The organism is Saccharibacillus qingshengii (assembly GCF_013185195.1).
In the GTDB taxonomy this organism is placed as follows: domain Bacteria; phylum Bacillota; class Bacilli; order Paenibacillales; family Paenibacillaceae; genus Saccharibacillus; species Saccharibacillus qingshengii.
Window position 1 is genome coordinate 37,229 of the sequence record NZ_JAAZWC010000022.1, and the last position, 16,552, is coordinate 53,780.

Below are 16,552 nucleotides of genomic sequence, written 5' to 3' on the forward strand. Positions count from 1 at the left end.
ATGAAGGCAATGGAGGAACAAGAAGAGAGAAGGCTTCGCCAGGATGCCGAGATCACCGGAGAACGGGCAGCCGTCATATCCAAGGCCAAACTTGATTCGGCAGTCCGAAGAGGAATCGGAGAAGGAAGAAATCGCGCCCGTCGCCAGAACTTCCTGCGCATTGCGGGCGGAGGCTTGGCCTTCGCTGCGGCGCTGCTGCTGATGCTAACCGTGCTTCGGCCTGCAGGAGATTTCGGCCCGGATGCCCCTGAATCGGCGCAGCAGGATTGGGGAACGTTTGAAGTTTTCCGGGAAAAGGCGGAAGGCGACATGAAGCTGACCGGAATATTAAATCGCGGAGCGGTTGTACCTCTGAACGGCACGATACAGAAAAACGGCTACACCGTGACTTTGAAAGGAGCCGCGGCGGACAGCCGTTCCATGATCCTGCTCTACAGCGTCAAGAACGATACGGCCCAACCCGCACTCATTGACGGGTCGGCGGTTGAATACCCAAAAGGTCTTCGCGCAGCCACTTCCTATAGTGGAGATGTTCGTCTTCATTCAGGAGAGACTTCTTACCATACATTATCTGTATCGCGGACTGGAAAAATCGAGGAATCTTCCATGACTTCCGTGCTTAATCTGATCGTGACACCGGATACGCCCGAAGCTATGATTTCCAGCAGCTGGAAATACCGAACGGAAATCGCGGTACCTTTCGAGCTGGACCTTCGCGCGTTGTCTGCGGGAGAGCGGACGACGGAATACGACCGTGTCTTGACCGTAGACGGCCAACGTATCCACGTGAGGCGCACGGTCGTCACGCCGATCGCTACCTATGTTGATGTCGCTTACGACAAAGGCAACACTAAGCAAATCTTCGGATTGATCCGTTCAAGGCTGATCGCCGAATCCGGCGGAAGAACTGAGGAGCTGGCTTGGCTCGGTTCTTCTTCCATAAGCGAGACGGATACGGAAGAATCGCTGGAGTTCGAAAGTGCCGCTTCGCCCGATATCGATTCATTGACGCTTGCAATCGACGGTATCTCCGCGCTGGATCGCGACAAGCTCACGCTTGTCGTGGATACGGATGCCATGCGGGTCATCAAGGCGCCGGACTCGAGAATCAGCCTGGAACCGGCGGGGACAGAATACGGCAAAGGCTACATCGCATTCAAAAGAACCGGAGGGACGCCGACAGGCATGGCGGCCAATATGCAGCTGGACTACACGTTCACGGACGGAAACGGAGTCGAACACAGCTCCGAAGGCGGAGACCAATCGGGCACCGTCTCTTATTCGCAGACGGACGCCGACGGTGCAGAGGTGAGCTTGGAATATGTCTATATCGGAGAAAAAAAGTGGCCTCAGCCGCTGACCTTCCATATTGTGCATTATCCCAATCCGATCATGGAAGCGGTAAAAGTGCGGATCGATTGATCTGCACCCGTACGCTTCGAGTTTGCTCCAAGCCTCCCGTTTGGGTATAGTAAGAAAAACGAAAAACGGAAAGGGGCGGCGTACAATGACCTATTCGCAGCGCGGCAGTTCACAGACCGGGGCTTCTTCGGATATTGCGCATCTCGAATACCGGATCGGGGAACTGCTGGACCGGATCGAGCGGCTGCAGGCCGAGATTTCGGCTTCGCAGGGCGGAGCGGACGAGCGTCTTCGCGATTTGCGTTCGGAAGTGGAGCAGGCCCAGAATGAGCTGGAAAAATTGCAGGAAGAACTCGCGGCATACGAGGAATAATGCTGCGGGTTCTTTTTTTATACGGATATACTCATCAATCGACATCTAGATTCCGGCAGTGATCCGTCTCGCTGCGGCTGCCGCTTCGCGCAGCGTCGCTTCTTCATCGATCGTCAGCAGCTGCCGATCGCGCATCAGGAAGCGGCCGTCAACGATGACGGTCTCGACGTCGGAACCGTTTGCCGCATAGGCAAGCAGCGAGTAGAAGTCATGTACGGGCTGAAGATGCGGCCTGCGCATGTCGACCAGGATCAGATCCGCTTTTCTCCCGACGGTCAGCATGCCGATCTCTGCGCCGAGCCCAAGCAGTTCCGCGCTGCCGGCCGTAGCCATATGCAGGGCATCGTAAGCGCCGAATGCCGCGGGGTCACCGGCTGCCGATTTGTGCATCCAGGCAGCCGCGCGGATTTCCTGAAACATGTCGAGCGTTGCCGCACTGCCGGCTCCATCGGTTCCGAGACCGATCGGAATGCCTTCGCGGCGCATGGCCGCAATCGGGGCCGTTCCGCAGCCGAGCTTCATATTGCTGACCGGGTTATGGCTGACGCCGCCGCGCATGCCGCGCAGCAATCGGATATCGCTGGCGCTCAAATGAACGGCGTGCGCAAGCAGCGTATGCGTCCGTGCGTTCAGCAGACCCAACTCATGCAGGTGCTCGGTTGGCGTACGGCCGCAGCGCTCGCGAAGGATCGCGACTTCCTCGATCGTCTCCGCCAGATGGATATGAATCGGAATATTCATCTCTTCTGCCAGGCGGACGATCTCGCCGAGCGATTCCGGCGAGCACAGATAAGGCGAATGGGGACCGAGCATGGTCGTAATGCGCCCGTTACCGGCGCCTTCGAAGCGTCCGATCAGATCAAGAGCTTCGTTCATGCGCCGTCCGTTATCATCGTCCGCGGTAATTAAGCCGCGAGTCAGCGAAGCCCGCATCCCGCTGCGAAGAGTCTCTTCGGCAATCCGGTCCATATGGATATACATATCCGCAAAAGCCGTCGTTCCCGAGCGGATCATCTCGGCCATCGCCAGTCGGCAGCCCACCGCGATATCATCGGGCGTCATTCGGGCTTCGGCCGGAAACATCTTCGATTCCAGCCAATCCATCAGCTTCAGTTCGTCTGCGAACCCGCGCAGCAGCGCCATCGGCGTATGTTGATGCGCGTTGACGAGCCCCGGCATGGCTACGCATCCGCGGGCATCGAGAATCTCGTCTCCGGGTTGTGCCAGACCGGGGGTGCCCGAATCGCCGTTACGGATTGCGTCGATCCTTCCGTTTGCGATCCGAATATCTCCGATAAACGGGCCGCTCTCGGGCCTCTTTTTGTTTTCCATCGTGACAATCGCCGCCCCTTCGATCACAAGGCCGGCTTGTTCGCGTGCGTTTTTTTCGTATTTTTCGGTCATGTCCTCTTCTCCTCTCGCTTTGCAAAACGCGGCGGCACTTGTCGGAATCGACGCATGCCGCAAATCCGTTTCGCCTGCAGCCAAGCATAGACCTTGACGCGGCGTCAAGGTCAAGCGGGGAAGATCGGGAAGTTGGGAACAGGGAGGGAAGGCTCGACAAACGCACCAAAAAAGCAGCCCGGAAAACGTAGAGCCGCTTCGAAGATTCAAGTCGATATCAATAGGGCGTAGACCCGGCCCGACACGCGGGAATATTGGGTCTGCCACCCTTCCGAGTCCAGCAGAGCCAGCAGTTCGTCGAGATGCGCTTCGTACGAATTCCGAATTTGAAAAAGCTCCCCGGCTTCTGATCGCGCAGAAAGCGGCGGCTCCTCCGACCGGGCATTCGAACGTTCAGCCTGTTCAAGTTCACGGATTCGGCGTTCGCGGTGCGCCGAGTCCGTGAACATCGTATCGACCAGGCCAAATCGGCCGCCGGGCTTCAGCACCCGGCGGATTTCCCGCAGGGCCAAAGGCTTCTGCTCGTCGTTCAAGTGATGGAAAGCATAGCTGCTGACCGCGAAGTCGAAGCTGCCGCGGTCGAAGGGCAGATAGAGGAAGTTTCCTGTCCGTGCGTCGAGCTGAGGCAGTTTGGCCCGACAGATCTCCAGCATGGCGCTCGACTGCTCCGCCGCCGACATGATGGCGCCTTCGCGAATCAGCAGCCCGGCCAGATTGCCGGTCCCCGTTCCGATATCGAGCCCCGATTCCCCTTGATGCGGACGGATCAGTTCCCGGACCGCTTCCAACGCCTGCGCGTAATAGGGATGGGCGGGAGAAGCGCCGCCAAGCACGCGTTCGTCGTGCAGGGCGGCCTGTGCGTCGAAATCCCAGACGTCGGTCCAACCGGCATGAAGTTCCCGGATCCGTTTCAATTCGGCGGCCATGACGAACCATGCGTCTTCTTCGACAGAGGCCGCATCCGGCGCGGCGTTCGATTCGGAACGCGAGATCATGCGCCCGACCGTTTCCAGATCGCGCTCCAGCTGGTTTTTCTGCGCAAACAGCTCCGAGCGCCGCCGCTCCAGCGCTTTGCGAATCGCTTCGTCCGTTTCCGCCGAACCTTCGGCAGACGGCAGCGCGCCGATCTCTTCGAGCGTCAGACCGATCTCCCGCAGCGCGGCAATCCGTTTCAAGCGCTTTTCGTCCTCCGGGCCGAAGACCCGATACCCGTTCTCCAACCGCCGGGCAGGCGGCAGCAGCCCTTTCGCTTCGTAGAAACGGATCGAGCGGGCCGACAGTCCGAGTTTTTGCGAAAGCTGCTGAATCCGCATTACAAGGCGGGCTCCGGCTTCATTGCGTCGCGGTAGTATAGCCGGAACAGGATGTCCTGGTTATAATTGCCGAAGCCGCTGCCGAACAGCGTCATGCCGCCAACATGCTGCGCTTCGCTGCGCACGCCGATCCGCAGCTTCCATTCTTTGCTCGACGGGGAGATCTGATCCAGCGTCACGGAAGAGAGCGGCGTGCCGTCCATGAACGTGCCGGTCCGGTTGATCTTGAGCCGCTTGAGCAGCCCGTACTGGTTGATATCGTTCGGCCACCACGCCGGGGTGAGATTCCCGCGCCGTTTGCCGTAATCGCCCGGGCTTGTCCAAGTCCCGAGATCGACGCCGTTCAGATGAAACGTGATATCGGACGGCCAATCTTCGTCGATTCCCGGCGCTTCGGACGAGATTTCCATCGAAATCTCCAGTTCATCGGGCGTTTGGCTCGACAGAAGGAAGTTCGGCGCGCGGTACTCCACAAAGCCTTGGCCGAACCAGAGGATCGAAGCGTTGACCCGTTCGGGCGACAGGAAAAACCGCGGGTCGTCGAACTGGCCGATCATTTTTTCCGTAGTCGCCAGGCCGCAGGTCGGATGGACTTCCCAATCGGTAAAATGGCCGATCGGCACATTGACCGGATGAACGGACCGCCGGTCGCTGCCCGCTTTGGGCAGGGTGATCTCGATGCGGTCTTCGGCCAGCGAGCAGACTTTGCGCGCTCCGCCCCGGCCGGCCATCCGTTCCGTGCGGATGAGTCCGGCCGTCTCCAGTTTGCGCACATGCATGGTCATGATCGCGCTGCTGAGATTCGATGCTTCGGCCAGTTCGCGTACGTTCATCGGACGTTCGGCGAGCAGGGCAAGCAGATTCAGACGGACTTTGCTGGCAAGCGCTTCGTACACGGGCAGCGATTGTTCGGTAATGTCGAGTTCCATGGCTTCCTCCAAATGGTAGCGATTTTCGAATATCCGATCGGGGATCGTTTCCTATCAGTATATAATGCGAAGCGTTCAAAAGCACGGATAACAAAGGTTAGGCGGGATTCGACTGTCGAAAACAAGCGAATTTAGGCGAACTCGTTTCATACAGCATGAATTCCCGTTAATAAGGAGACATAGAAAGACTTCAGAACCGGCTTGGGCATCGAGCGCGGGTTGGCATAAAAGGAGACTGTAAAGATGACCGCAGTTGAACGGGCAAGACATTTCTACGTAGGCACGTACGCATCGGAGGAAGAAGAAGGACTGTTTCACTGCACCCTCAACGAAAAAACGGGCGAGCTGCACCTCGTGTCCGGTATGGGCGGCATCGAGAATCCGTCGTATCTGATCGTCTGTCCGAATCGGACCCATTTGTATGCGGTGAGCGAAAAAGACTATGGCGAGATTGTCGCTTACACGCTTGATCCGGAGACCTATGAGCTGCATCTGCACGGCCGGACCGCTTCCGAAGGCGCAGCGCCGTGTTTCGTCAGTGCGACTCCGAACGGAAAAATACTGCTTGCCGCCAACTACGGCGGCAGCGTGTCGGCCTTCTCGATTCGGGCCCATGGCTTGCTGGAACAGGTGAGCTGCGTGCAGCACTCGGGATCCGGCACCCATCCGCAGCGGCAGGAAAGCGCGCATCCGCATGCGTTCGTACCTTCGCCGGACGGAACGTTCCTGTTTGCTCCGGATCTCGGGACAGACCGGATCGCCAGATATACGCTGGAAGATGAGCGGCTGTTCAAACAAGAAGATATCGAGCTTCCTGCGGGTACCGGGCCCCGGACGCTCGCTTTTCACCCCGGCGGCAGATGGGCTTATGTATCGGGCGAGCTGAATAATACGGTGACGGCGCTGGAATACGAGCCGCAAAGCGGCGGTCTGACTCCGTTTCAGCGCGAAGCTCTGCTGCCGGCAGAACAGGCGTCCGATCCGGCGAACACCGCGGCCCACACGGCAGTATCGCCCTGCGGCAAATACGTGTATGTGTCGAACCGCGGGGACGACAGCATTACGCAGTTTGCCGTCGATCCTTCGGACGGGCGGCTGTCGCTGGTCGAACGCGTATCTTCCGGAGGCCGGATTCCGCGCCACTTCGCGATTCTGGGCGGTTTTTTGGTGGCGGCCAACCAAGAGAGCGGCCGCATCGTTTCTTTTGCGATCGGGGCGGAAGACGGGCGGTTGACTCCAATCGGATATGCGCTGGAACGGAGTCGTCCGGTATGTATCTGCCCGATGCCGGAAGCGGACTCCGCAGACTGGATGATTTGAAAACCAACTGCGAAAAGCGAACAGAAGGAGGCGCGGGCGATGAAAGCATTCGATTACGATCTGGACTATGAAAACCTGGATTTGCGCAAACAGCCCGAGCTGTACCGGGTGGGACGCGGCGAGCAGGGAGTCCTGCTCGTGCAGCCGTACAAGAACGAGATTCTGCCGTATTGGCGTTTCAAAACGCCGGAAATTGCCCGCGAATCTTCCGAGAAGATCCGCGAGCTGTTTCTTGCTTACAAAGAAGCGGAAGATTTTGTCGGCATGGATATGGCGCGCAAATTTCTGCAGATGGGCTATACGCGCGCAAGGCGCTATACGAATTACAAAGGCGGCCGCAAATATGCGGAGAACGGAACGCTTTCGATCAGCAAAGGCGATCCGGTCAAAGCGGAGTCGGCCGCGATTTTTAAAGAAGCTTGGGAACAGGCCAAAACCGATCCGGATTATATCCGCATGAAGGAAGAACACAAAGCGCGCTACGAGAAATAAGGCGTTCTGCGCGTGCGGCCAAGCGGCTGGCCGTTGGCTGGCAGCGGTTCAGGTCCGGGCGCCGGTGAAGCAGGCAGCAAAAAAAGCCGGGGATTCCCGGCTTTTGAAGACCGCGGGTCCTTAAGGGATCCGCGGTTTTTGTATAGGGGATAGCCTGCCCGCCGGATTCAGCGCGGGGACAGTGCGCCTTCGGAATCGGAGACTCCGGCAGCAGCCTGTTCCGACTCGCGATCCGGCGCCTTGATCGGCTGCGCAGCGTGATGGGCGTGATGGGCATGCGCCGCCGAGCTGCGCTTCGGAAAAGTCGCGGGCTCTTCCGCAGGCGGGCGCAGCTGCGGCGAGTAGCCCGCATAGGGCCGCTCGCGCCGTTTGCCTGCCGCAGGCTGCAGCCAGGCAAAGCCTGCGGCCGCAAGCGCCAGCTGCACGCCCAGCAGCCACGGAGCCGCTTCCGCGTTCATCAGCGGATGCAGCAGGGCCGGAGCCGCCGCGAGCAGCGGCACCACGCGCCGCAGCACGGGGCGTTCGGCCCGGTAGCCCGGCTCGAGCAGCCGGGCCGCGAGCAGTGCCGCCAGCAGCCAGGAGAACAGGCGGCACAGCGGAAGCCATACGGAGCCGTACATCTCCGGCTCCCGGATATACTGCCATACGGCGGCTCCCGCGCCCGCCAGCAGGGCCGGGACCAGCGCCGGCTTCAGCAGGCGCAGGAATCCGCCGCCCCAGGACGGCCGTTCTTCCCGTTCGAGCAGCAGAGCCAGCTCGTGGCGGGTCCGATCCAGTTCGCGGTGCAGCACTTCCTGCAGCAGCGGCAGGCGTTTGGATTCGCCGCCCTGCACATACAGAGCCAGATGGCCGTCCAGATCGGATGCGAAGCCCTGCATGCCCTGACAGAGCAGCAGGCGTTCCCGCAGCCGGCTTAAGGCCGGTACCGTCGGGGATTCAATCATTTCGTCTACCAGCGCCGCCGCCGATCCCAGCGCTTCCAGCGCTGTGCGAAGCCTTCGTTCGCGGTTCGTGGACCTCCGGCTCAGCGCCCTGCGGGCCTGTTCGTAGATCCATATCGCAAATGCGGCCGTTGCCAGCCAGACATACGTTTCCATTCCGATTCGCCTTCCTCTCGCATAACCTGTCCTCTCCACTATTACACAAGCCTCCTGCCTCTTCAAGCTTCAATAAAGCGAATTCATGGACAAAGAGGCGGGTCGCGCGTACAATTCGGAACGCAGGGAGAAAAGGCGGCCGTATACGGACTGCGCCGGCGGCTTGCGGAGCGGGAGAGGAATTTTGCCCGGACGACGAAGCTCCGCTGAGAGGCCGCCTCCCGAAACGGGTATTATAAAGAAAGAAAAACGTTCCGTTTCCCGGCAATTTGCCGGAAAGGAATATCCACATCCGGCCGCAAGGCGGCCAAACGAGAGGACGGGAACAAATTGGAATTGATGAAAGTTCTGGTACTTGGAGCGGACGGTGCGATCGGACGCGGTCTGGTCAAAGAAGCGCTTTACCGCAAATGCGAGGTCACGGCTCTGCTGCGCGAACCGTCGCGGCTTCATGAAGAACATGCGGCGCTTACGATCCGAACCGGCGATCTGCTCGGACCCGGCGCGATCGCGGCTGCGGCCGCGGGCTGCGATGCGATTCTGACCGCTTTCGGGTCGGAGCCGGGCGAAGGGTCGCTGCTTCCCGAAGCGGCGCGGCTGATTATCGAAGGCGCGCATGCCGCCGGCGTTACCCGGCTGATCGTGGCCGGCGGTTCCGGCACGCTGCTGACAGCGCCGGGAGTCCGGCTGATGGACAGCCCGGAATATCCGCAGGAACTGCTTCCGTTGGCGCAGGCGCACGCGGAAGCGTATGAGATTTTTGCGCAGAGCGATCTGGACTGGACGTATGCCAGCCCGGCCGCCTGGATCGAACCCGGCCGCCGCACCGGCAACTTCCGGGTCGGGATGTCGCTGCTGGTCACCGACGACGAAGGACACAGCCGGATCAGTATCGAAGATTTTGCCGCGGCGATCGTGGACGAACTGGACGATCCGAACTTTATCCGCGCCCGCTTTACGGTCGGCTACTGATCCGAATCGGCCCGCGCCGACCGATGTTCCTCGAAGGCGAAGCATCCGGAATGCCGGATGCACCGACGAAAGGAGACGATTGAACCTCATGCTAATCGTAACTTCGCAGCAGATGCAGCAGATTGACCGCTATACGATCGACGAACTGGGAATTTCGCCGCTTGCCTTGATCGAATCCGCCGGCCGTGCGGTCGCCGAAGAAGTGCTGGAACTGTGCCGCGAACGCCGCGGCGCATCCGGCTCCGGCCGCCTCCCCGAAGCGGCGGCCGGAACGCGGCCCGACGGTTCCTCCAAGCGTGGGGTAACTTCTGAGAGTCCCGTGTACGAAGACGGACTTATCGCTCCGTTCGACGGAGCGGAGCGGGAACACTGGCTGATCCTGACCGGCAAAGGAAACAACGGCAGCGACGGTCTGGCGGCCGCCCGCTACCTGCAGGATGCCGGGGTGAACGTCTCGATTCTGTGCGCCAAGAGCGAAGACCGCTTCTCGGAACAAGCGGCGTCCCAATACCGGGCCGCCTGTCGTTCCGGCATTCCGGTGCTTGAAGTCGGTACAGTGCCGGACTTCGGGCGCTTTACCGGCCTTGTCGATGCGCTGCTCGGGGTGGGCGCGAGCGGCGAGCCGCGCGAGCCTTACGCCGCGCTGATCCGCGCGGCGAACGACAGCGGACTGCCGATTGTGGCGGCCGATGTGCCGAGCGGCCTGAATGCCGATACGGGACAGATCGCGGAGAACGGTATCCGCGCTGTGCGGACAGTCTGTATCGCCTTCCTTAAGGCGGGACTGGTACAGTATCCGGGAGCCGGAGCCGCCGGCGAAGTGCGCGTGCGCGCGGTCGGCATTCCCCGGTTGGCTGCCGGTCGGATCGCCGAGCGTCCGAATACGCATCTGATCACGGAGCGTTCGCTGCAAGGTACGCTTAAGATCGACGTTTCCCGGCGCAGAGCCGAAGACAGCCACAAAGGCACCTACGGCCATGTGCTCGTTGTCGGCGGCAGCCGGCTGATGAGCGGCGCCGGATTCATGGCTTCCCGCGCCGCGCTGCGGATCGGGAGCGGCCTGGTGACCTGGGCGCTCCCGCAGGCGCTGCTGCCGGATATTGTCGGCCATGTGCCGGAGCTGATGGTGGCGGAAGCCTCGGAAGGAGACGGCTGGCAGCGCAGTTCGGCCGCCGCGATCCTGAAGTTGGCTTCCAAGATGGATGTACTGGCTGTAGGGCCCGGCCTCGGCCGTTTCGACGGCGATGTCGAATGGCTTCGCGAACTGTGGACCGGCTCGGATGTTCCGCTTGTACTTGACGCGGACGGGCTGAATATTCTGGCGGATGCCGGAGAAGACGTCAAGCGGTGGGGCCGCCGCGAGAACGTCGTGCTGACGCCGCATCCCGGGGAGATGGGCCGCCTGCTCGGCGTACCGACCGCCGAACTGCAGCAGGACCGGATCGGTGCGGCTCGGGCTTACGCCGCCGACTATGGCGTCACCCTCGTACTCAAAGGCGCCCGCACGGTCGTGGCTTCGCCGGACGGAGCCGTCTTCGTCAATACGACGGGGCATCCCGGCATGTCGACCGGGGGCACCGGCGATGTGCTGACCGGGGCGATCTCGGGTCTGATCGCCCAGGGTCTGACGCCGCTGCAGGCCGCCGCCTTTGGCGTCTACCTTCACGGCCGCGCCGGCGAGCGCGCGGCGGAGCTGCGCGAGCACCCCGCGTCGCTGCTGGCCGGCGACGTGATCGAAGCGCTCTAGAGCGCGTCTGCCTGCGTGCCGGTTCCGGCTTCGTCCCTGAACCTCGGGATGCCGGATTCCGCTCCGAACATGCCGAAAACCTGTCTTCTTCCCATAAGGGAAAAAGACAGGTTTTTTCGATTTCAAAAGGAAACGGCCGCTCTACGGTAGGTTACACCCGGAAGGTGGACACGGACAGATGCAGTTGATCCGCAAGCTGGGCAAGGGCATGGGAGGACGAAGCCGTCTGTTCGCTTGCGGCTGCCGATTCCTCGCTTGCGCCTGCGATCCCGCTAAGTGAGTGCATGACTTCGCTGGTTTGCGCCGCTTGTTCTTCGCTGGCCGCGGCGATGCCGTTGACCTTGAGCGAAGTGCTGCTAACATGTTCAATAATATCGCTGAAGGCGCGTCCGGATTCGCCGGCATGCTGGAGATTGGTGTTGACGGCCGTTACGCTTCGGTCGATGTTAAGCTGCATGGCGCGAATGATCGACGTGATCTCCTTGGTCGCCGCACCGCTGCGTTCCGCCAATTTGCGCACTTCGTCGGCGACCACGGCAAAGCCGAGGCCCGATTCGCCGGCCCGTGCGGCTTCGATCGCGGCATTAAGGGCAAGCAGGTTCGTCTGGGCGGAAATATCGTCGATTACGCCGATAATATCGCCGATTTTTACCGAATGCTCTTCCAGTTTGCCGACCTGTTCCGTTACGTCTTCCATACTTTGCAGGGCAAGCTGGATCGTTTCGCCGCCGGCCTGGGCCATTTCTACCGTCGCATTCGACAGTTCTGCGGCACCTTCCGCACCTTTGGCTACATCGTCGATAGCGATCGACATATCTTTGAACAGTTCGTTGATCGAACGGGCGGCCTGCAGCTGCACGGATGTCCCGCCGGCAATCTGCTGGGTGCTGGCCGAGATTTCCTGAGACGAAGCCGCTACGTTCTGGGCGGAATCCTGGATGCCGCCGATCAGAACGGAGAGAGTATCGACCATTTTATTGATGGACAACGACAGATCGCCGACTTCGTCTTTGGCCTGGTAATCGGATTTCTCGCGCAGGTCGCCGTCGGCGATCTTTTTCACGACGTCTCCGATCCGTTGGACCGGGCGGCTGATCATGCTGGTAACCAGCGCCACGAGCAGCAGACCGAACACAAGCGAAGCACCGATTACGATCAGCGTCCACATCGAAGCTTTGTTCACATCGCCGGTCGATTTTGTATTGGCGGCGGTAGCGAACTGCTCGTTGAGCGTTCCCAGCTGTTCGATCGATTCGTACATCAGATTACTGGTCGTGGAAACCTTATCGTTCACGTAATTCTGGAATTCCGCTTCGCTGCCCGTTTGGGCAATATCGATGGCTGTTCCGTACAGCTTCTGATATTCGGTCCAATATTTTTCGAAATCGGTGAGCAGTACGGTTTCTTCGGGAGTCAGGTCGGTGGCCCGGTAGGCGTTCATATTGGACGTTACTTTCTCGACCAGCGGCGCGACCGTATCGGCAATTTCTTTCTTTTGTTCCGGGGTGGTAGCAATTGCGATATCACGGGAGATGATGCGCAGTTTCAGCAGGGTGCTTTCGGTAAAGGACAGGTTCCGGATCGGCAGCATATTGTTGCTGTACAGCTGATTGAGATTGTGGCGCATCATGTTGATATTGGCCAGACCGTAGAGTCCGACGCCCGCCGTAATGAGTGTCATGGTCATTACTACCGTCATAAGCTTGGTGAAGATTTTTCGATTTCTGAACCATCGCATACCAAATCACTCCGTTTTATTATATTGGGTCTACCGGGCACGTCTGCTCCTGCAGCCCTGGTTTTTGGGTTTTGCCTTGATACCTGTATTTGTCGTCAACCTATCCGATATTTTTGATACCCCAAACACATAATTGTAAAAAAATATATTTTATACATACCGAGATCCAAACGTAATCCGTACGAAAAAAGGCCGCCATTCCTTGAAGGACGGCGGCTCTGCGAGTGCGGATATCGGATTTCCAGAACTTTGTTTGTGAAATTTATTTGTCCGCTTGCCAAGCTATACAAGCGGGAGCAGCAAGGAATTCGAGTCCTCCCAGATAAGGACGAAGCGCCTGCGGCAGATAAATCGAGCCGTCTTCGCGCTGGTGATTTTCCAGCAGGGGGATGAGCAGACGGGGTACTGCGGCAGCCGTATTGTTCAGCGTATGGCAGAAACGAAGGTTTCCGTCTTTATCCCGATAGCGCAGACCGGCCCGTCGGGCCTGGAAATTGCCGACATGCGAAGCCGAATGGGTCTCGCCGTAAGCGCCCCGGCTCGGCATCCACGTTTCGATATCGTACTGCTTGTAATTTTTTTGCGACAGATCTCCGATACAGACGGCCACTTTGCGATACGGGAGCTCCAACCGGTCCAGCAGATCTTCTGCATTTCGTGTAATTTCCTGCAGCAGCCGCTCCGATTCTTCGCTGTCATTTCGACAAATAACGACCTGTTCGACTTTGGCGAATTGATGCACCCTGTAGAGCCCGCGAACGTCCCGTCCGGCCGAACCGACTTCGCTGCGGAAGCAGGTCGAGATCCCGGCGACCTTAATCGGTTCCTTCACATCCAGCGTCTCATTCGAGAAATACGCAATCAGCGGCACTTCCGAAGTTCCCGCCAACCACGCGTCTTCTCCTTCTATCTTATAGGTTTGATCCTGCCCTGTAGGGAAAAATCCGGTGTCGTGCATCGCTTTGGTCCGAACGATCAGCGGCACGTCCATTCCGGTAAATCCTCGTTCTTCCAGCAGATCCAAAGCCAGCTGCTGCACGGCGCGCTGGAGTTTGAGTCCGTTTCCTTTGAGAAAATAGCTTCGGCTTCCCGCGACTTTGACGCCGCGCTCCATGTCGAATAATCCGTGAATTTCACCCAATTCGACATGGTCTTTCGGCTTGAAATCAAAGTCCGGAATCTGCCCGGCGACCGCGATTTCGACATTATCCGCATCCGATTCTCCGAAGGGAGTGTCCGGCGATACCCGATTCGGCACCCGGTCCATCAGATAGCGGTAGCGGAGCATAACAGTCTCAAGTTCGTCCTTCACGTTCGCCAGCTCTTCTTTTTCCGCCCGAATCCGTTCTTTTTCCAACGAGGCTTCGGCGTCTTCTCCGGCAGCGATCCGGGCAGCTACGGCCGCACTTCGGCGGTTGCGCAGGGTCCGCAGCGCTTCCGCGCGCACCGACAGCTCGCGTCTGCGATCGTCCGTGCCGAGCAGCTCCGCGATCGATATCCCGATTTTTTTGCCGTCTGCCGCCGCCTGAAACTCTTCCGCCCGTTCCCGAATATCCTTGATGTCCATCATGTGCATGCACGCTCCTTGAGTAAAATTGGGGGTAGAAAAAACGCAAAAACGCCCTCTCGTTTGGGACGAGGGGCGTAATCTACGCTCGCGGTGCCACCCAATTTGACCGTTCCCGAAGGAGCGATCCGCTCTGGATTCCGCGATAACGGGCGAATACCGGTTGACTTAGGCGGCCTGCGGATCAACTGCAACTCTGCGCAGGCCCTTGACGAAAACGCCTCGGAGTTGGATGCTCTTCATCGGCATGTAAGGGTTCTGAAATTGTGATCCCCAGTATAACGCCGTCTGCGCGCGTCCGTCAATCCCGCCAATCGTCATCGGCACAAAAAAAGGCCCGGATTCGGGGAGAATCCGGAGCCTGCAGGCGTATCGGGCTGGAGTTGAAGGGAGAAGATACGCCGAAAGGGAAGGAGAAAAAGATATGATGAAGCGGGTCCCGGCGATAGAAGCGAAGTCTGGATGAAGGATACTAGTCGGGAGTCCGCAGTACACCCTGAGGTGAAAAAAGCGGATGAAGTTTGATATCGGACGCGATATGCAGAAAGAGTAGGAGCTGTCCGATTTTGTCGAATGCTTGCTTGGCAGGTTGTCGAGACGTCCAGCCGTGTTAGGCGCTGATGGCGTTGTAACGGTTCGACAGTTCTTCGAACCATTCTTTGTCTTTGAGCTGCAGGGCAAGGTCGATCAGGTTGTTCAGTTCGCCGCGCTCCAATTCGACCTGGTCGTTGAAGCTGATGCTGGCGGAAATGGTGATGCGTTCTTCGGCATTGGCGGAGAGGTCGATATCGACGTTTACTTCGACTTCGGCGTCCATGTATTCTTTTTTCAGGAAGTAGATCACTTCGCAGAGGATCACCGGTCTGACGTAGCTTTCGAACGAGCAGTCCATCACTTTGACCCAGTAGTGGGGGTTGGAGAAGTGCAGCGTCTGACCGGCTTCTTCACTGCTGCCGTTTTGGACATCCTGGGTCAGTTCAAGCAGTACAGGCTCCGCTTCGAAAAACTTGGCGATTTGTTTGTGGAGAACTTCCATGATTCCTTTAGTATTCAGCATGATCATGATTGCTGCACCTCTCTCTTTTGTATTTGTCGTTTATTGAATGAGTTTGTCGTTTTTTGTTGTTGCCTTGTCTTCTTGACTTATTTATCGGTGCAGGGAAATGAAAGTTTATAGCTTTTTTTAAAATGATTACGCAAAAATCTACTCGTAAAAGATTAATAGGAACATCTTCCGATACGCACAACTTTTCACGCACGCAAAAAGGTACCGGACAGTCCTAGAGGACGGCCCGGTACCTTGAAATACAGGGTACTATGGGGGATTCGCAATTATTTATCGAGCTTTGGAAGCTTCTTGGCTTGTTCGTCGACTTCGCGAATCGGTTCTTCGTGCGTTTTCACTTCAACCTTCTTGGAAGTGAACCAGCCGATCAGGGCGATCGAGACGAGAACAATGTAGAACGTTGTTTTCCAGATCGTACCTTCGACAAAATCATGCGGGACCAGACCGATCGCTTCGTGACCGAGGGTATGCATGGCGAGCTTGACGCCCACCCAGCCGACGATAACGAAAGCGGCCGTTTCAAGACCCGGACGGGAGTGCAGCAGTCCGACGAACAGGTTCGCCGCGAAACGCATGATAACGAGACCGATAAATCCGCCTGCGAAGATTACGGCAAATTGTCCGGCGTCCAAGCCGCCGATCGTGCCCCAGTTGGTCGGAGGCAGCGCTACCGCGAGAGCGACAGCCGCAAGGATGGAGTCGACCGCGAATGCAAGGTCGGCCAGCTCGACTTTGAAGACCACGCCCCAGAAGCTGACTTTCTTCTTGCCAACGCCTTTGCCGTCCGCGGATTCTTCCGCTTCTTCGGTTTCCGACTTCTTTTTGAGCATGGCCCTAATGATATGGTTGAGCGAGATGAACAGCAGGTACGCGGCTCCGATCGCTTGAATCCACCAGACGTCTACGAGGAACGAGATAATGAACAGGGAACCGAAACGAAGCACAAAGGCTCCGACAAGGCCGTAGAACAAAGCTTTCTTGCGCTCTTCTTCCGGCAGGGGTTTGACCATGATCGCCAGTACCAGCGCGTTATCCGCAGCCAGGAGACCTTCCAGCGCGATCAGTACGAGCAGTACCCATCCGTATTCGAGCATTAACGACAAATCCATGAGCTTCTCTCCTTTTGTGTGGGGATTGTATTCCCTCTTATCCATGAAAAGACCCCAATAAAA

Annotated in this window: 14 protein-coding genes; 6 read left to right on the forward strand and 8 right to left on the reverse strand. The window is 58.4% G+C overall.

Going from position 1 to position 16,552, the window contains the following annotated elements:
- Positions 1-9 precede the first annotated feature (9 nt).
- Both HRQ60_RS17255 and HRQ60_RS17260 read left to right on the forward strand, forming a co-directional pair.
- On the forward strand, positions 10-1,422 hold the full coding sequence (locus HRQ60_RS17255) for a DUF4179 domain-containing protein (protein ID WP_172197925.1): 1,413 nt from the start codon (positions 10-12) through the stop codon (positions 1,420-1,422).
- 85 nt (positions 1,423-1,507) lie between these two features.
- Positions 1,508-1,735, forward strand: coding sequence for a hypothetical protein (locus HRQ60_RS17260; RefSeq protein WP_172197928.1), 228 nt, complete (start codon positions 1,508-1,510; stop codon positions 1,733-1,735).
- 45 nt (positions 1,736-1,780) lie between these two features.
- Here the strand turns inward: HRQ60_RS17260 and HRQ60_RS17265 are convergent, their stop codons facing one another.
- The 3 genes from HRQ60_RS17265 to HRQ60_RS17275 all read right to left on the reverse strand — a co-directional run bounded on the left by HRQ60_RS17265 (position 1,781) and on the right by HRQ60_RS17275 (position 5,381).
- Positions 1,781-3,139 carry an amidohydrolase gene (locus tag HRQ60_RS17265; RefSeq protein ID WP_246281380.1) on the reverse strand — a complete coding sequence of 453 codons (1,359 nt, stop codon included), beginning with the start codon at positions 3,137-3,139 and terminating at the stop codon, positions 1,781-1,783.
- Positions 3,140-3,345: 206 nt separating this feature from the next.
- A complete protein-coding gene (locus tag HRQ60_RS17270) occupies positions 3,346-4,452 on the reverse strand; it encodes a MerR family transcriptional regulator (RefSeq protein ID WP_172197931.1) in 1,107 nt (368 codons plus the stop codon).
- Positions 4,452-5,381 (reverse strand): ArsR/SmtB family transcription factor, encoded by a 930-nt coding sequence (locus HRQ60_RS17275; protein WP_172197934.1) that lies wholly within the window; start codon positions 5,379-5,381, stop codon positions 4,452-4,454. Before HRQ60_RS17275 ends, HRQ60_RS17270 begins: the two co-directional genes overlap by 1 nt.
- A gap of 243 nt (positions 5,382-5,624) precedes the next feature.
- Here HRQ60_RS17275 and HRQ60_RS17280 point away from each other — a divergent pair, with 243 nt between their 5' ends.
- Positions 5,625-6,701, forward strand: coding sequence for a lactonase family protein (locus tag HRQ60_RS17280; protein WP_172197937.1), 1,077 nt, complete (start codon positions 5,625-5,627; stop codon positions 6,699-6,701).
- A gap of 39 nt (positions 6,702-6,740) precedes the next feature.
- Positions 6,741-7,193, forward strand: a complete 453-nt coding sequence (locus HRQ60_RS17285) for a DUF4385 domain-containing protein (protein WP_172197940.1) — start codon at positions 6,741-6,743, stop codon at positions 7,191-7,193.
- Positions 7,194-7,360: 167 nt separating this feature from the next.
- Here HRQ60_RS17285 and HRQ60_RS17290 read toward each other — a convergent pair whose 3' ends face one another.
- On the reverse strand, positions 7,361-8,290 hold the full coding sequence (locus HRQ60_RS17290; protein ID WP_172197943.1) for a hypothetical protein: 930 nt from the start codon (positions 8,288-8,290) through the stop codon (positions 7,361-7,363).
- 339 nt (positions 8,291-8,629) lie between these two features.
- Between HRQ60_RS17290 and HRQ60_RS17295 the strand changes: the two genes are divergently transcribed.
- Both HRQ60_RS17295 and HRQ60_RS17300 read left to right on the forward strand, forming a co-directional pair.
- Positions 8,630-9,262, forward strand: coding sequence for an NAD(P)-dependent oxidoreductase (locus HRQ60_RS17295; RefSeq protein ID WP_172198027.1), 633 nt, complete (start codon positions 8,630-8,632; stop codon positions 9,260-9,262).
- A gap of 88 nt (positions 9,263-9,350) precedes the next feature.
- Positions 9,351-11,009, forward strand: coding sequence for an NAD(P)H-hydrate dehydratase (locus HRQ60_RS17300; RefSeq protein WP_172197946.1), 1,659 nt, complete (start codon positions 9,351-9,353; stop codon positions 11,007-11,009).
- A gap of 151 nt (positions 11,010-11,160) precedes the next feature.
- Here HRQ60_RS17300 and HRQ60_RS17305 read toward each other — a convergent pair whose 3' ends face one another.
- The 4 genes from HRQ60_RS17305 to HRQ60_RS17320 all read right to left on the reverse strand — a co-directional run bounded on the left by HRQ60_RS17305 (position 11,161) and on the right by HRQ60_RS17320 (position 16,489).
- The gene (locus HRQ60_RS17305) at positions 11,161-12,747 is read right to left on the reverse strand and encodes a methyl-accepting chemotaxis protein (RefSeq protein WP_172197949.1); all 1,587 of its coding nucleotides are present in this window, start codon (positions 12,745-12,747) and stop codon (positions 11,161-11,163) included.
- Positions 12,748-13,009: 262 nt separating this feature from the next.
- Positions 13,010-14,317: a serine--tRNA ligase gene (gene serS / locus HRQ60_RS17310; protein ID WP_172197952.1), complete on the reverse strand. Its 1,308-nt coding sequence runs from the start codon at positions 14,315-14,317 to the stop codon at positions 13,010-13,012.
- A 607-nt stretch (positions 14,318-14,924) separates the two neighbouring features.
- Positions 14,925-15,377 (reverse strand): IDEAL domain-containing protein, encoded by a 453-nt coding sequence (locus HRQ60_RS17315; protein WP_172197955.1) that lies wholly within the window; start codon positions 15,375-15,377, stop codon positions 14,925-14,927.
- Positions 15,378-15,646: 269 nt separating this feature from the next.
- A complete protein-coding gene (locus HRQ60_RS17320) occupies positions 15,647-16,489 on the reverse strand; it encodes a TerC family protein (protein WP_172197958.1) in 843 nt (280 codons plus the stop codon).
- Positions 16,490-16,552: the final 63 nt, after the last annotated feature.

What these genes read in the sequence shown, in the direction of transcription:
- HRQ60_RS17255 (WP_172197925.1), top strand. Translation starts at nt 10, where the DNA reads ATGGAGGAACAAGAAGAGAGAAGGCTTCGCCAGGATGCCGAGATCACC.
- HRQ60_RS17260 (WP_172197928.1), top strand. Translation starts at nt 1,508, where the DNA reads ATGACCTATTCGCAGCGCGGCAGTTCACAGACCGGGGCTTCTTCGGAT.
- HRQ60_RS17265 (WP_246281380.1), bottom strand. Translation starts at nt 3,139, where the DNA reads ATGACCGAAAAATACGAAAAAAACGCACGCGAACAAGCCGGCCTTGTG.
- HRQ60_RS17270 (WP_172197931.1), bottom strand. Translation starts at nt 4,452, where the DNA reads ATGCGGATTCAGCAGCTTTCGCAAAAACTCGGACTGTCGGCCCGCTCG.
- HRQ60_RS17275 (WP_172197934.1), bottom strand. Translation starts at nt 5,381, where the DNA reads ATGGAACTCGACATTACCGAACAATCGCTGCCCGTGTACGAAGCGCTT.
- HRQ60_RS17280 (WP_172197937.1), top strand. Translation starts at nt 5,625, where the DNA reads ATGACCGCAGTTGAACGGGCAAGACATTTCTACGTAGGCACGTACGCA.
- HRQ60_RS17285 (WP_172197940.1), top strand. Translation starts at nt 6,741, where the DNA reads ATGAAAGCATTCGATTACGATCTGGACTATGAAAACCTGGATTTGCGC.
- HRQ60_RS17290 (WP_172197943.1), bottom strand. Translation starts at nt 8,290, where the DNA reads ATGGAAACGTATGTCTGGCTGGCAACGGCCGCATTTGCGATATGGATC.
- HRQ60_RS17295 (WP_172198027.1), top strand. Translation starts at nt 8,630, where the DNA reads ATGAAAGTTCTGGTACTTGGAGCGGACGGTGCGATCGGACGCGGTCTG.
- HRQ60_RS17300 (WP_172197946.1), top strand. Translation starts at nt 9,351, where the DNA reads ATGCTAATCGTAACTTCGCAGCAGATGCAGCAGATTGACCGCTATACG.
- HRQ60_RS17305 (WP_172197949.1), bottom strand. Translation starts at nt 12,747, where the DNA reads ATGCGATGGTTCAGAAATCGAAAAATCTTCACCAAGCTTATGACGGTA.
- serS (WP_172197952.1), bottom strand. Translation starts at nt 14,317, where the DNA reads ATGATGGACATCAAGGATATTCGGGAACGGGCGGAAGAGTTTCAGGCG.
- HRQ60_RS17315 (WP_172197955.1), bottom strand. Translation starts at nt 15,377, where the DNA reads ATGATCATGCTGAATACTAAAGGAATCATGGAAGTTCTCCACAAACAA.
- HRQ60_RS17320 (WP_172197958.1), bottom strand. Translation starts at nt 16,489, where the DNA reads ATGGATTTGTCGTTAATGCTCGAATACGGATGGGTACTGCTCGTACTG.